This is a genomic window from Actinoallomurus sp. NBC_01490, assembly GCF_036227085.1.
Classification (GTDB): domain Bacteria; phylum Actinomycetota; class Actinomycetes; order Streptosporangiales; family Streptosporangiaceae; genus Actinoallomurus; species Actinoallomurus oryzae.
In genome coordinates, this window is the sequence record NZ_CP109433.1 from 6,197,856 (window position 1) to 6,212,679 (window position 14,824).

Consider the following 14,824-nt stretch of genomic DNA (forward strand, 5'->3'; position numbering starts at 1 on the left):
GATCGTCGCGTCCGCTTCCGGCCGTGGACTCCCCCGGGCCGTCGTCACCGGCGTGACGCGGGTGACGGCAGAGTCGTTACGGGTGTGCGCGGACGGTTCGTAATCGGCGGGGCGCAATCCGCCACATGTGTCGTGACCTGCGCAAATGCGGTTTTTCGCGGGTAGGCTGATGCGCACCTTGCTGCACCGTTCCTCCGCGGCGACGCTGCCGCGGCCGGTGGATACGCGTACCTGACGGTGACGACCCCGCCCGCAGGGCCGTGTCGATGGTCCAATGGCACCGGCCGGCTTCGGCCGCACATCCCGGATGAGACCCCTGATGAAACGACTCGTGATGTTGTCCGCGGCTACCGTTCTGGCGGCGATGATGACCACCACCCCCACCTCCGGCGCGACCGCCAAGGCGGTGAGCGCGGCGCCGCGTGCGGCGCATCACGGCACGTTGATCCTGGTCGGCGGGGCGCTGTCGGACGGCAACGCCGAGATCTACCGGCGGATCGTGCAGGCGTCCGGTGGCGCGCGTGCCCGTATCGGTGTGATCACCGCCGCGTCCGTCCCGCCCAGTCAGGATCCGCTGGCCGGCCGGGCCGGTGCGGCGAACAGCGTCGCCAACGGGCGTTTCTACGTCGACATTCTCAGAAGGTACGGGGCGGGGTCGGTGCGGTGGATCCCCGTCGACCTGGATCATCCGGGCGCGGCCGACAGCCGTGAGGTCGCCGCGGAGGCGGCGTCGATGACCGGGTTCGTCTTCGGTGGTGGTGATCAGTATCGGCTGGTCACGACGTTGCTGCACGGTGCCGCGCACACCGATACGCGGTTGATGGCCACGATCCGGGCCCGGTACGCGCAGGGTGCTCTGGTCGCGGGTACGAGCGCCGGCGCGCAGATCCAGTCCGGGCCGGACATGGTCACCGGCGGGGCGAGCTATGAGGCGTTGCGTGATGGGAGCCGCGCGGGTTACTTCCGTGATGACAGTGTGCTGGCCGATCTGCCCGCGGGTGGTTTTGGGTTCTTCACCGACGGGCTGATCGACACGCATTTCTCCGCGTACGGGCGTTTGGGGCGTGCGGTGCGGCTGGCCGCCGACACGGGGCATCGGCGGGTGTTCGGGCTGGATCCGGACACGGCGTTGGAGGTGACGCCGGCGGGTGGCGGTGGTCACACGCTGCGGGTGCTGGGCCGGCATGGCGTGTCGGTGCTGGATCTGCGTGGCGCGAAGGTCGGTTCGCGGGCGGGTCACTGGTCGATCAGCGGGGTGCGGTGGAGCTATCTGACGGACGGTACGGTCTATGACCCGGCGAGGTGGACCGTCCGGATGCCGTCCGGTGCGGTGCCGTTGGCGGCGGCGGATCATGCGGCGGTCTCACCGGTGGAGGACGTGTTCGACGCGGAGGCGTCCGACCAGGGGCGTTTCGGTCTCACGGGGGCCGCGGTGGATCTGGCGGAGGCGGCGCGGTCGGTGACGGTCGTGGGGCACAGTGCGCAGAGCGCGCCGGTGTACGCCGTTGTTCTGCGGAAGGCGGGTGGGTTCGCCGCCTACCGGATCGGCACCGCCGTCGCCTTCGTGGGGTTGACGGTGGAGATGTACGCGCTGCCGGGGTCGGCGCCCGCGGGTCGGTGATCGGTGCGGGGTGATCGGTGCGGCGTGGATGGCGCATAATCTCCGGTGTCATCCGCCTGTTGTGACCCCCGCAGACGCTAACCGAATAAAGGGAGCCCGTGAGCGACACCGTCCGTTACGAGACGAAGGACCGTAAGGCCTACCTGACCCTCAACCGTCCCGACCGGCTCAACGCGATCGACGATGAGCTCGCCCGCGCGCTGCCGCGTGCCGTCGAACGCGCCGATGAGGACCCTGATGTGCACGTCATCATCGTGCGGGGTGCCGGTCGTGCGTTCTGTTCCGGTTATGACCTGAAGGACTATGCCGAGGGTGGTGCCGGGACGCAGGAGGAGGTCTGGGATCCGGTCAGGGACTACCGGATGATGAAGCGTCACACTGATGAGTACTTCTCGTTGTGGCGTTCGCTGAAGCCGACCATCGCGCAGGTGCACGGGTACGCGGTCGCGGGCGGGAGTGACATCGCCTTGTCGTGCGACATGGTGGTGATGGCCGACGACGCCCGGATCGGTTACATGCCGTCGCGGGTGTGGGGGTGTCCGACGACGGCGATGTGGGTGTACCGGCTGGGGGCGGAGCGGGCGAAGCGGATGTTGCTGACCGGTGACACCATCGACGGCCGGCAGGCCGCGGAGTGGGGGCTGGTGCTGGAGTCGGTGCCGGCGGAGCGGCTCGGTGAGCGTGTGGAGGCGCTCGCCGACCGGATCGCCGGGGTGCCGGTGAATCAGCTGGTGATGCAGAAGCTCATGATCAATCAGGCGTACGACAACATGGGTCTGCACGGCACGCAGATTCTGGCGACGCTGTTCGACGGTATCGCCCGCCACTCCCCCGAGGGTCGCTGGTTCCAGCGGTTCGCCGCCGAGCACGGTTTTCACGAGGCCGTACGGTGGCGTGACTCGGGCCGGTGGATTCCCGAGGGTGGCGGTCCGGTTCCGTCCGCGCGTGATCTGGAGGACCCGCGGTGATCACCGAGTCGTACTGGCCGGCCGACACGTCGCGGCCGGTGCTGGAGTTGACCGCGGGTGAGCTGCTGCGTCGTGCGGCCGCGGCGGATGCCGGTCGTACGGCGCTGGTGGAGGTGGCTCCGGTGGGGTCGGCGCTCACCGGTGCGGCGCGTACGGATCGTCGTTGGACGTACGGGGAGTTGCTGGCGGACGCCGAGCAGGCGGCGGCGTGGCTGGGCAGCCGGTTCTCCCCGGGTGAGCATGTCGCGGTGTGGGCGCCGAATGTGCCCGAGTGGGTGATCCTGCAGTACGGTGCCGCGCTCGCGGGGGTGGTGCTGGTCACCGCGAATCCGGCGTTGCGTGCGGCGGAGCTGGAGTATGTGCTGCGGCAGTCCCGCAGTGTCGGTGTCGTCCATGTGGACGCGTTCCGTGGTACGGACATGGCGGGGATCGTCGCCCAGATCCGTGGGCGGTTGCCGGATCTGCGGGAGACGGTCAGTTTCACCGGCTGGGCGGAGCACATCCGGGGTACGGCGCCGCGGCAGTTGCCGCGGGTGGGGCCCGGGGATCCGATGCAGATCCAGTACACGTCGGGGACCACGGGGTTTCCCAAGGGGGCGGTGCTGGACCATCGCGGCATGGTGACGAACGCGTCGTATGTCATCGCGCGGGCGGGTTTTCCCGAGGGTGGGGTGTGGGCGACGGCTCTGCCGCTGTTCCACACGGCGGGTTGTGGGCTGTCGGTTCTGGGGACCGCGTCGGTGGGCGGCACGCTCGTGCTCGCCCAGTCGTTCCAGCCCGAGTTGGTGCTGTCCGCGTTGGAGGAGTGGCGGGCCGGGCTGTTCGCGGGGGTGCCGGCGATGTATTCGGCTCTGCTGGCTCACCCGCGTTTCGAGGACTTCGATCTGAGCGGGTGCCGGATTCTGGCGTCCGGTGGGGATGCCGTGCCGCCGGCGCTGGTCGAGGCCGCCGAGCGGCGGTTCGGTGCGCGGTTCACCACGGTGTACGGGCAGACCGAGCTCAGTCCGATCCTTGCGCAGACCGCCACCGATGATGCGGTCGCGGATCGGCGGGAGACCACGGGGCGGCCGTTGTGGCAGGCCGAGGTGAAGATCGTTGATGGGTCCGGGGCGGTGCTGCCGGTCGGTGCGGAGGGTGAGATCCTGGCCCGCGGCTACCAGGTGATGCGGGAGTACTTCGCGATGCCGGAGGCGACCGCGGCGGCGATCGACGCGGACGGCTGGCTGCGTACCGGTGATCTGGGTGTGATGGACGGGCGTGGTTTCCTGCGTGTCACCGGCCGTCTCAAGGACATGATCATTCGTGGTGGGGAGAACATCTATCCCCGGGAGATCGAGGTGGCGCTGACCCGTCATCCCGGTGTCGCCGGGGCGGCGGTTCTCGGTGTGCCCGATCCGGACTGGGGTGAGCAGGTCGCCGCGGTGATCGTTCCGGCCGGGCCGGTGCCGGCGGCGGCGGATCTGCACGCGCATCTGCGGGCGCTGCTCGCCCCGCACAAGACGCCCCGGCACTGGTATGTCGCGGAGGCGATCCCGGCCAATGCGATGGGCAAGGCGCAGAAGTTCCTGCTGCGGCGGCGGATCGACGCGGGTGAACTCCCGGTGCTGGCCTGACCGCTCAGGTCTGCCGGTCCTCGGGCCGGTCTTCGGCGGGCCGGTCCAGTGGCTCGCCGAAGATCCGGGCGTACAGGTCGGCGGCGTGCGCGGTGGGTGAGGGAGCTCCCGGGGTGAGACGGAACGGTCGTTGGCCGTTCTCGCCGCGCGCGGCGAGGAGGAACAGGCTGCGGGCGGGCCGTTCGGTGAGCATCCGGTGGGCGAAGTCGTGAAGGTGGGTCACGAACAGCACGCGGACGCCTGAGTCGGTGAGGGCCTGGACGATCTCGGCGGCGATGGTGGAGCCTTCGCGTTCGTTGGTCGACATGAACGACTCGTTGCACAGCAGGAGGTCACCGGGGTGCAGGGCGTCGGCGACGGCGCTCATGCGGATGAGTTCCTCCTCCAGTTTGCCGCTCGCCATCGCGTGGTCCTCTTCGCGCCGGAAGTGGGTGTGGAGGCCGCCGGTGACCGAGGCGGTGAGGGCGCGGGCGGTGACGAACATTCCGCTTTGCATCATCAGGTGGGCGACGCCGACGCTGCGCAGGAAGGTGGTCTTGCCGCCGCCGTTCGCGCCGGTGATCACGATGAGGTCGGTGGCGTCGGCGGTGATGTCGTTGCCGACGGTGGGGCCGCGGCGTCGCAGGGCCAGGCATGGTTCGTGCAGGTCCTGGGCGGTGAGGGCCCGTTCGGCGGGTGGGCGGGGGGTGGGCAGGCAGATCGGCAGTCCGCTTTCGGCCAGGGTCTCGGCGAGGTTGAGGCAGCCGATGTAGAAGCCCAGTTCGTCGCGCAGGGCGGTGAAGAAGCCGCGGACGTTGCCCGCGGACTCGGTCGCGGCGTCGGCGATCACCTGCAGGACGCGGCCGCGGAAGGAGGTCAGGGCGCGCCAGTCCGCCTCGTACTGGCCGCGGATGGTGCAGCTGAGGCCGGAGCGTTTGAGGCGCCGGTGGGCGGCGGAGCCGCGGCCCTTGCCGGAGGGTGGTTCCTGGAGCCGGAAGCCGACGCTCTTGTTGCCCTCGCCGAGGTGGGCGGTGGCGATGATGCCGTGGTCGAAGCCGATCCGGCGCAGGAGCGTCTCGAGTTCGCCGAGGTATTCGCCGGTGAGCTGTTCTCGGATCAGCCGGCACAGCCGGGTGAGGGCGGCCGAGCCGAACGCGTGTGCGTGTTCGGCGGTGAACGCGCTGAGCCGCCGCAGGTGGCCGCAGAACAGTTCCAGGGCGCGCAGTGATTGGTTCAGCAGGACCTCGGGGTTCCTGGCGCCCACGCGGGTGATCTGCTGGTCGGCGGTCACCGCCTGTTCGGCCAGGTCGTACAGGGCGCGGGCGGTGGTGGTGTCGCGGAGGCAGTCGGCGAGGACGTCCTGGCGGTGGGTGATGGCGGCGGGGTCGGTGAGGGGGGTCAGGGTCGCGGTCCGGGCGATCAGGTGCAGCCGGCCGTCGCCGCGTGCCATGCCGTCCCACAGCTCGTGGAGTTCGAGGTCTTCGACGAGGTCGTGGTGGGTGTCGGGGGCGGCCGGGGAGAAGTCGGCGTCGGGGAACATCAGCCGTGGTCTCATCGGCCCACCCGGGTGGTGAGCTGGGTGTAGGTCAGCCGGTGTTTCTCGGCGATCGCGAGGGCGTGGGCGTGTCCGTCGGCGGGGCGGCGTACCAGTTTGTAGGTGCGGGTGCCGTCGCCGGTGACGGTGCTGACCATGCTCACCGTCTTGGGGTCGAGGCGGGACAGTTCGTCCAGGAAGCTGACCCACAGGCACTGGGTGTCGAGGCGGGACAGGCGGGTGAGTACCGCGGTGCTCAGCGCGAGGGCGTCTTCGCAGGTGGTGGAGCTGAAGATCTCGTTCAAGACGATGACGCTGTCGGGGGTGGCCTGGTCGAGGATCCGGCGCAGCCGCAGGAGTTCGTCTTCGAGTTCGCCGGTGAGGGTGGCGAGGTTCTCGGTGCGGGGATAGTGGGTGAGGATCCGGTCGGGCAGGAAGATCCTGGCCTGGCGTCCGGGGACGGGGCAGCCGAGGGCGGCCAGGTGGTGGAGCTGGCCGAAGGTGCGGGACAGGGTCGTCTTGCCGCCCTGGTTGGGTCCGGACACCAGCAGGATGCGTTCGCCGTCGCGCAGGTCGATGTCGTTGCCGACGACGCGTCCGCCGGCGGGGGTGAGGGTGGCCGCGAGGGCGAGGTCGAAGACCTCGCGGGCGAGCAGGCCCTTGTCGGTGGTGGTGACCTCGGGGCGGCAGAACGGCAGTCCGGCTTCGCGCAGGGGGGCGAGGAACCGCAGGTAGCCGAGGTAGAAGCGGAGCTCGCGGTCGATCTGGAGGATCTGGTCGTCGATGAGGTCGTGGGCTGCGGCGCGGAAGGCGGCGAGGTCGTCGAAGACGTGGGGCGTGAGTTCGACGACGAGGTCGAGCACGGCGGCTTCGAGGGTGTCCAGGCCCATGTCGGTGGGAGGTTCGTCCGGCCGGTCGGGTGGCGGGTCCGGGCGGAACCGGTCGAACGCGGTGAGGATCCGTTCGGCGAAGTCGAAGCGGTCGGCGGGGTCGTGCCCGGCGATCGTGATCTTGTCGCCGCGCAGCATCAGGTCGTAGTGGATCTGGCCGAGGCGGTCGCGCAGCCGCCGGGCCCGCTCCCCCGGTTCGGTGAACCCGGGGGTCGCGGTGTGTTCGGACAGGTCGTCGTGGAGGGTTCGCAGGCCTGGTGCGGTGGCCGTGCGCAGGGCGTCGAGGAGTTGCAGGACCGTGGTCTCGTACTCCAGGACGATCTCCAGGAACCAGCGGCCGGCCTGGGGCGGGTGTTTCATCCGCTCGACGGCGCCCAGGCGCCGCAGGGTCCGGGCCATCGCGGTGGTGAAGCGTTCGGCGGCCTGGTGCAGCGCGGGTGCCTGCAGGTCCTGGAAGATCTCCTGCCGGAACCGGACCAGTGCGGGGTCGCGTAGCGGCAGGTGGAAGTAGGTTTCCAGGTCCGAGCCGGGGTGGCGGCGGGCGATCGGCGAGATGATCTGGTCCAGGGCCAGGTCGTGGAGGTGTTCCGGTTCGGGTACGGGCCCGGCCGGGGGGTCGTGGTGTGCGAAGAGCAGGCTGTGGATGGTCCTTGCCTTCCGCTCGGGCGGGTTCGTGGCCTGGGGCCGGGGATTCGGATTATCGCTCAGAAGCGGAGGCGTGACGCGTGCCGTACCTGTCCCCCGGCCCGGCCGCGCGTGCGGGGCCGGCGTCGTCGAACAGGGCCGCGGCCCGGGCCGCGGCGCGCAGGGCCCGGGGCCCGGTGCTGACCAGGCCCAAGGCGATGATGCCGGCGCCGAGGGCGAGCACCAGCCACCACACGCGGTGTTCGGCGCGGGTGTAGGCGGTGCCGCCGTGGGTCAGGGACGATCCGAGGGCCGTCCCGGCGATCGCGACGCCCAGAGTGGTGCCGATCTGCCGACCGGCGGAGGCCAGTGAGGTGGCCACCCCGGTCATCGAGCGGGGCATCCCGGAGACCGCCGTGTTGGTGATCGGCGGGTTGACGGTGCCCAGGAAGACACCGAACAGCGCGTAGGTGGCGAGTACCGCCGGCAGCGGGGTGGCCGGTCCGAGGCGCAGCGACGCGGCGCCGCCCAGGGCCAGGGCGGCACCGGAGATCACCAGCGGCAGGCGGGGGCCGCGCGTGCCGACCAGCCGGCCGGTGAACGGCGACAGCACCAGGACCAGGGCCCCGACCGGGAGCAGGCACAGCCCGGCGGTGAGCGCCGGCAGGCCGCGGACGTCCTGCAGGTACTGGGTGGTCACGAACAGGAACGCGCCGAACCCGCACAGTGCCAGCAGCGCCATCACGATCGCCGCGCTGAACGGGACGCTGCGGAACAGGCGCAGCTCCAGCAGCGGGTCGGTACGGCGTGGTTCGTAGCCGAGGATGCCCACGACGCCCAGGACGGCGGCGGCGAGCAGGCCGAGGATGAGCGGTGAGGTCCAGCCCAGCGACGGGGACTCGATGGTCGCGTAGACGACGCCGCCCAGCACCAGGACCATCAGGGCCTGGCCGGCCGGGTCGAACCGGCGTGCGCGGGCGCCGCGGGACTCCGGTACGAACCGTGCGGTGCCGGCGATCGCGACGGCCACGATCGGCACGTTGATCCAGAAGATGGAGTGCCAGCCGAGGCCGTCGACGAGGGCGCCGCCGAGGATGGGTCCCAGCGCCAGCGCCAGGCCGCTCATCGAGCCGAACACGCCGATGGCCCGGGCCCGTTCGGCCGGGCCGGGGAACGCGTTGGCGACGATCGCCAACGCGACCGGGTTGAGCATGGTGCCGCCGGCGGCCTGCAGCGTGCGGGCGGCGATGAGCCAGCCGATGCCCGGGGCCAGGCCGCACAGCAGCGAGCCGAGCCCGAAGGCGGTCAGGCCGAGTTGGAAGACGCGCCGGCGGCCGATCCGGTCGGCGGTGGATCCGGCCAGCACGAGGAAGCCGGCGAGTACGAGGGTGTAGGCGTCGATGGTCCACTGCAGGCCGGACGTCGAGGCGTGCAGGTCGGCGCGGATCGACGGCAGTGCGACGTTGACGATGGAGATGTCCATGACGACGACGATCATGCTGGTGCAGCAGATCGCGAGGATCAGGACGCGGCGGCGGCTGAGGTCGCCGGCGGTGGTGTCCGGCGGTGTCGGGGAACTCATGATCGACGACGCTAGGATTTAGAGCGTGCTCGAAGTCAACCCGGCGTTCCGGGCGCGCCCGCTGCCGCACGAACCGCCGGGGCGCTGGAAACCCCGTTTCCGGGCGTGCCCGGACGCCGATAACGTGCGGGCCATGAGTACGAGCAGCTGGTTCGACCGCCCGCCGCTGGCCGGGGACCACGTCCGCCTGGAACCGCTCGGCCCCGAGCACGCCGAGGGGCTGTACGAGGCGGGCAAGGACCCGGAGGTCTGGCGGTGGCTGAACGTGCCGCAGCCGGCCGACGTCGCGCAGACGCGCCGCATGATCGAGGCGGACCTGCGCGCGATGGACGCCGGCCGGCTCCTGCCGTGGGCGCAGATCGACGCCGTCACCGGGGAGGTCGCCGGCACGACGTCGTACTACGAGATCGAACCCGCGCACCGGGGCCTGTGCATCGGCCACACCTGGATCGGCGTCCGCTGGCAGCGTACGGCCCTGAACACCGAGGCCAAGCTCCTGCTGCTCGAACGGGCGTTCGAGGTGCTGGGGGCCATCCGGGTGGGCTGGCACACCCACCACCGCAACGAACGCTCCCAGCGCGCGATCGAACGCCTCGGCGCGCGCCGTGAGGGGGTGCTGCGCAGCCACCGCATCCGGCCCGACGGCTCGGTCCGTGACACCGTCTGCTACTCGATGCTCGCCGCGGAGTGGCCCGCCGCCCGCGACCGGCTGCGCGCCCGCCTCGCCTCCGCCTGAGCCCCGCGTACGGTCCCGGCGGAGGCGAGGCGGGTCTCTCAGGCGCCGACGTAGGTCGCGAGGTGCTCGCCGGTGAGGGTGGAGCGGGCGGCGACGAGGTCGGCGGGCGTGCCCTCGAAGACGACCCGGCCGCCGTCGTGGCCGGCGCCGGGGCCCAGATCGATGATCCAGTCGGCGTGCGCCATGACCGCCTGATGGTGCTCGATCACGATGACCGACTTGCCGGAGTCGACGAGCCGGTCGAGCAGGCCGAGCAGATGCTCGACGTCGGCCAGGTGCAGGCCGGTGGTCGGCTCGTCGAGGACGTACACGCCGCCCTTGCCGCCCATGTGGGTGGCGAGCTTGAGCCGCTGCCGCTCACCGCCGGACAGGGTCGTGAGCGGCTGGCCGAGGCTGAGGTAGCCCAGCCCGACGTCGGCCATCCGGGTGAGGATCTTGTGCGCGGCGGGTGTCCTCGCCTCCCCGGCGCCGAAGAACGCCGCGGCCTCCTCGACCGGCATCGCCAGTACCTCGGCGATGTCGCGGCCGCCGAAGGTGAAGTCGAGCACCGAGGCCTGGAACCGCTTGCCCTCGCACTCCTCGCACACCGTGGCGACCCCGGCCATCATCGCCAGGTCGGTGTAGATGACCCCGGCGCCGTTGCAGCCGGGGCAGGCGCCCTCGGAGTTGGGGCTGAACAACGCCGGCTTGACGCCGTTGGCCTTCGCGAACGCCTTGCGGATCGGGTCGAGCAGGCCGGTGTAGGTCGCCGGGTTGCTGCGCCGTGAGCCTTTGATCGCCGTCTGGTCGACCGCGACCACCCCGTCCCGGCCCGACACCGAGCCGTGGATCAGTGAGCTCTTTCCCGACCCGGCCACACCGGTCACCACCACCAGCACGCCGAGCGGGATGTCGACGTCGACGTCCCGCAGGTTGTGGGTGGCCGCGCCGCGTACCTCCAGCACGCCCGACGGCGCCCGCACCGAGGGTTTGAGGGCGGCGCGGTCGTCCAGGTGCCGCCCGGTCAGCGTCCCGCTGGCCCGCAGCCCCTCGACGCTGCCCTCGAACACCACCTCACCGCCCGCGGTGCCGGCGCCGGGGCCGAGGTCGACGACGTGGTCGGCGATCACGATCGCCTCCGGCTTGTGCTCGACGACCAGCACGGTGTTGCCCTTGTCCCGCAGCTGCGCCAGCAGGTCGTTCATCCGCTGGATGTCGTGGGGGTGCAGCCCGATCGTCGGCTCGTCGAAGACGTAGGTGACGTCGGTGAGCGAGGAGCCCAGGTGACGGATCATCTTGGTGCGCTGGGCCTCACCGCCCGACAGCGTGCCCGACGGGCGGTCGAGGCTGAGGTAGCCCAGCCCGATGTCGACGAACGAGTCGAGGGTGCGCTGCAGCGTCGCCAGCAGCGGCGCGACGGACGGTTCGTCCAGGCCGCGCACCCACTGGGCCAGGTCGCTGATCTGCATCGCGCAGGCGTCGGCGATGCTGATCCCCTCGACCTTGGAGGAGCGGGCCGTCTCACTGAGCCGGGTGCCGTCGCAGTCCGGGCAGGTCGTGAAGGTGACCGCGCGTTCCACGAACGCGCGCACGTGCGGCTGGAGCGACTCGACGTCCTTGGACAGCATCGACTTTTGGATCTTGGGGATCAGGCCCTCGTAGGTCAGGTTGATCCCCTCGACCTTGATCTTCGTGGGCTCCTTGTAGAGCAGGTCGTTCAGCTCTGTCTCGGTGAACTCGCGGATCGGTTTGCCGGGGTCGAAGAAGCCGCAGCCGCTGAAGATGCGCCCGTACCAGCCGTCGACGCTGTAGCCGGGGATCGTGAGCGCGCCCTCGCTGAGGGACTTGCGGTCGTCGTACAGCTGGGTCAGGTCGATGTCGTTGACCGAGCCCCGGCCCTCACAGCGCGGGCACATGCCGCCGGTGATGCTGAAGCTGCGGCGCTCCTTGACGGTCCGCCCGCCGCGTTCCATGGCGACCGCTCCGGACCCGCTGATCGAGGCGACGTTGAAGGAGAACGCCTTGGGTGAGCCGATGTGCGGCTTCCCGAGCCGGCTGAACAGGATGCGCAGCATCGCGTTGGCGTCGGTGGCGGTGCCGACCGTGGAGCGGGGGTCGGCGCCCATCCGCTGCTGGTCGACGATGATCGCGGTCGTCAGCCCGTCGAGCACGTCGACCTCGGGCCGCGCCAGCGTCGGCATGAAACCCTGCACGAACGCGCTGTAGGTCTCGTTGATCAGCCGCTGTGACTCCGCGGCGATCGTGTCGAACACCAGCGAGCTCTTGCCCGAGCCGGAGACCCCGGTGAACACCGTCAGGCGGCGCTTGGGGATCGCGACGCTGACGTCCTTGAGGTTGTTCTCCCGCGCGCCGTGCACGCGGATCAGGTCGTGGCTGTCGGCCACGTGCGGCGCAGGCGACTGCGTGTCGTCCATGCTCATCGTGTCCCCTCTGTCAGGCGGGGCCGCCCTCGCGGCCTCCGCCGGTGTCGCCTGGCTCGGTCTGACCAGCGTCGATGAGAAGTATGTCGGTTCTCCGGCGCTTCGGCCCATCGGCCCGTCGGCGGCCGAAGCACCCGCGGCGGCCGGTCGTCGACGGTGGCGGCCACGCTAGCCGTGGCGCGCCGGCCCGTGCTTCTCCGATCCTGACCGATGAGGTCACCGGCTTCCGCGGCTCCGACTCCTCGCGTCCTCGTCGCCGTACGAGCGCCGGAGCCGGCCGTGGCCCCGTGGTGAAGTCAGTCGTGCGGGGGAAGATGGCCGAGCTGATGGTCGGCCACGCTCAGCGCCTCGTGCACCAGACGCTGAATGTGGCCGTGGCGCAGCGCGTACACGACCCGGCGGCCGTCCTTGCGCGTGGTGACCAGCCCGGCCAGGCGCAGGCGGGCCAGATGCTGGCTGACCGAGGTACGGCTCGCCCCGCACGCCTCGGTCAGCGTGCTCACGTCCGCCTCCCCGTCGCACAGCCGGCGCAGCAGGACCAGCCGGGTGCGGTCGGCCAGCAGGCCGAGCACCGCGACCGCCGCCTCCACCCGCTCACCGGCCGGTACCTGCGAACCATGCGCACCTGATAGATGCATGCGTGCGCTCATATGCACATAATGGGGTCATGGCCGGTACGGTGTCCAACCGGCCGCCGCCGATCGTCCACAGCCGTCCCGCGCGTCTTCCGCCACCCGCCCCCGCCCCTGGACACTGGAAGTGGGCTGGAGCCCCCGGGCGGGAGGGGCGTGGGTGCGTCCGCTCGCGCAGAAGGGGCAGGTGCCAACGTGTGCGAGACCCTCGCCGGCGGCCCGCCGGAGCACCGGCCGCCACGCCACCACGCCGGGGCGGCCGCCCACGACCACGAGCACGCGGCCGCACCTCATGACGTCGATGCCCATGGCCCTCTGGCCGATCACCACGTCGGTGCGCATGACCACGACGGTGGTGGTGGCGGTGGGTCCGCCGGACGCGGGCATCCGCACGGTCACCATCTCCACGGTCACCGCCCGGACGCGCACGCGGCGGGGCGGGGGCATCGCCACGACGGGGCCGGGCGTGCGGCGCGGCTGGGGCACCGGCTGCGGCACCTTCTCCTCCCCCACGGTCACGAGGCCGCCGACAAGGTCGACGGCGCGATGGAGTCCTCCGCCGAGGGCATGCGGACCCTGTGGGTCTCCCTCGCCGTCCTCGGGCTCACCGCCGCGCTGCAGGCCGCCGTCGCGGCCTGGTCCGGCTCGGTCGCGCTGCTCGGCGACGCGTTGCACAACGCCGCCGACGCGCTGACCTCGCTGCCGCTGGCGCTGGCGTTCGTGCTCGGCCGCCGGGCGGCCACGCGCCGGTTCACCTACGGGTTCGGGCGCGCCGAAGACCTCGCCGGCGTCGTCATCGTCGCGGTCATCGCCGCCTCCTCGGTGCTGGCCGCCGTCACCGCGATCCACCGGCTGACCGGCCCCCACGCCCTGGCGCACCTGCCGGCCGTCGCGGCCGCCGCGCTGATCGGGTTCGCCGGCAACGAGTGGGTGGCGCGCTACCGGGTCCGCACCGGCCGCAGGATCGGCTCGGCCGCCCTGGTCGCCGACGGCCTGCACGCGCGCACCGACGGGTTCGCCTCCCTGGCCGTCCTGCTCGGCGCCGGCGGCGCGGCCCTGGGCGTGCCCGTGGCCGACCCGATCGTGGGCCTGCTCATCACCGTCGCCATCGCGTTCGTGCTCAAGGACGCCGCCCGGGAGGTCCTGCGGCGCCTGATGGACGCCGTCGACCCCGCCGTCGTCGACCGGGCCGAGGCGGCGCTGCGCGCCGTACGGGGCGTCCAGGACGTCGCCGAACTGCGCACCCGCTGGATCGGTCACCGGCTCCGCGCGGAGGCCACCGTCGTCCTGGACGGATCACTCACCCTCCACGCCGCCCACCACATCGCCGTCGAGGCCGAACACGCCCTCCTGCACGCCGTGCCCCGCCTGACCGCCGCCCTCATCCACGCCGACCCCGCCCGTACGGGCGCCGAGGACCCCCACGCCGCACTGGCCCACCACCGGCCCTGACCCCTTACCGGCCCCGCACGGGCCGGTGAGCGGACGTTCGGCAGGGACGGGCCCCCTCGCTCGGATGCGGGGTGGTGATCTCGTGGCGGAGGTTCGGGCCGTCTGGGTGGGGAAGCCGTGGTCGCGGAGTCGTTGCAGCATGGTGTCGAGGGGCTGGGCGGCCCGACGGCCAGGGAACAGCCATCGCGCGTGGAAGTTGGTGGCGGTTTCCATGGCTGTTGGGCGGGCGGCGTCAGCCGGGCATGCGGCGGTTGTTCATGGCCCAGAGCAAGAACGCCCGAAGGACGCGGCGGCGGTGCTCGCCGTGCGTGGCGTTCCAGGCGTCGAGGTCGGCCTGGGTGAAGGTGGCCAGGGTGAAGTCGCGTTCGTCGAGCCAGGTCGGGAACTTGCGGGCCGCGGTGAATCGCTCACCGGCAAAGCGGCCGACGTTGGGTGTGAGCGGTCGCCGGCGGGCCCGGTCCCGCAGCCGGGGCGGCACATGCCAGGTGGCGAACCGGTGCAGCGTCTGCTGGTGCGGGTGGCCGTCGAGTCCGGCGAGGCGGTGCATCAGCCAGGTCTCAAATGCAGCAACTGCTTGTCGACGGCAGGCAGGACGCCGCTGGCCATGAAGAGTCGGCGGCTACTCCTTCCAATTGCCTGACCTGCCTGGGGGGCTTGCGGCCGCTGCGCGACGAGGACGCCGCCGAGGAGTGACGAGCCGCGGCGGGCGGGGAGCTGAGCTCTCCCCGCCCGCCGCATGGGCCGGCTTGCCCGCGGACAGAGGACTGTGCGAG

At 71.5% G+C, this 14,824-nt stretch carries 11 protein-coding genes; 5 read left to right on the forward strand and 6 right to left on the reverse strand.

Annotated elements, in window-relative coordinates:
* The first annotated feature begins 319 nt into the window (after nucleotides 1-319).
* The 3 genes from OG417_RS28925 to OG417_RS28935 all read left to right on the forward strand — a co-directional run bounded on the left by OG417_RS28925 (nucleotide 320) and on the right by OG417_RS28935 (nucleotide 4,202).
* Nucleotides 320-1,621: a cyanophycinase gene (locus tag OG417_RS28925; RefSeq protein ID WP_329235012.1), complete on the forward strand. Its 1,302-nt coding sequence runs from the start codon at nucleotides 320-322 to the stop codon at nucleotides 1,619-1,621.
* Nucleotides 1,622-1,719: 98 nt separating this feature from the next.
* Nucleotides 1,720-2,589 (forward strand): crotonase/enoyl-CoA hydratase family protein, encoded by an 870-nt coding sequence (locus tag OG417_RS28930; RefSeq protein ID WP_329235015.1) that lies wholly within the window; start codon nucleotides 1,720-1,722, stop codon nucleotides 2,587-2,589.
* Nucleotides 2,586-4,202, forward strand: coding sequence for an AMP-binding protein (locus tag OG417_RS28935; protein WP_329235018.1), 1,617 nt, complete (start codon nucleotides 2,586-2,588; stop codon nucleotides 4,200-4,202). Before OG417_RS28930 ends, OG417_RS28935 begins: the two co-directional genes overlap by 4 nt.
* A 4-nt stretch (nucleotides 4,203-4,206) precedes the next feature.
* Here the strand turns inward: OG417_RS28935 and OG417_RS28940 are convergent, their stop codons facing one another.
* The 3 genes from OG417_RS28940 to OG417_RS28950 all read right to left on the reverse strand — a co-directional run bounded on the left by OG417_RS28940 (nucleotide 4,207) and on the right by OG417_RS28950 (nucleotide 8,811).
* A complete protein-coding gene (locus OG417_RS28940) occupies nucleotides 4,207-5,736 on the reverse strand; it encodes a MutS-related protein (RefSeq protein WP_329235021.1) in 1,530 nt (509 codons plus the stop codon).
* Complete coding sequence (locus OG417_RS28945) at nucleotides 5,733-7,004, reverse strand: MutS-related protein (RefSeq protein WP_329235024.1); 1,272 nt, start codon at nucleotides 7,002-7,004, stop codon at nucleotides 5,733-5,735. The genes OG417_RS28940 and OG417_RS28945 overlap by 4 nt, the downstream gene beginning before the upstream one ends.
* Before the next feature lie 298 nt (nucleotides 7,005-7,302).
* Entirely contained in the window at nucleotides 7,303-8,811 is a 1,509-nt protein-coding gene (locus tag OG417_RS28950) for a DHA2 family efflux MFS transporter permease subunit (RefSeq protein WP_329235027.1), read from the reverse strand.
* Nucleotides 8,812-8,944: 133 nt separating this feature from the next.
* Between OG417_RS28950 and OG417_RS28955 the strand changes: the two genes are divergently transcribed.
* Nucleotides 8,945-9,547, forward strand: a complete 603-nt coding sequence (locus OG417_RS28955) for a GNAT family N-acetyltransferase (RefSeq protein WP_329235030.1) — start codon at nucleotides 8,945-8,947, stop codon at nucleotides 9,545-9,547.
* Between the two features lie 38 nt (nucleotides 9,548-9,585).
* Here OG417_RS28955 and OG417_RS28960 read toward each other — a convergent pair whose 3' ends face one another.
* Together OG417_RS28960 and OG417_RS28965 are read right to left on the reverse strand one after the other, a co-directional pair.
* Nucleotides 9,586-11,961, reverse strand: coding sequence for an ATP-binding cassette domain-containing protein (locus OG417_RS28960; RefSeq protein WP_442875770.1), 2,376 nt, complete (start codon nucleotides 11,959-11,961; stop codon nucleotides 9,586-9,588).
* 302 nt (nucleotides 11,962-12,263) lie between these two features.
* Nucleotides 12,264-12,617, reverse strand: a complete 354-nt coding sequence (locus OG417_RS28965) for an ArsR/SmtB family transcription factor (protein ID WP_329235036.1) — start codon at nucleotides 12,615-12,617, stop codon at nucleotides 12,264-12,266.
* A 177-nt stretch (nucleotides 12,618-12,794) separates the two neighbouring features.
* Between OG417_RS28965 and OG417_RS28970 the strand changes: the two genes are divergently transcribed.
* Nucleotides 12,795-14,051 carry a cation diffusion facilitator family transporter gene (locus OG417_RS28970; RefSeq protein ID WP_329235040.1) on the forward strand — a complete coding sequence of 419 codons (1,257 nt, stop codon included), beginning with the start codon at nucleotides 12,795-12,797 and terminating at the stop codon, nucleotides 14,049-14,051.
* A 232-nt stretch (nucleotides 14,052-14,283) separates the two neighbouring features.
* On the opposite strand, the gene OG417_RS28975 is transcribed toward OG417_RS28970, so the two are convergent.
* Nucleotides 14,284-14,598, reverse strand: a complete 315-nt coding sequence (locus OG417_RS28975; protein WP_329235043.1) for a hypothetical protein — start codon at nucleotides 14,596-14,598, stop codon at nucleotides 14,284-14,286.
* Nucleotides 14,599-14,824 lie beyond the last annotated feature (226 nt).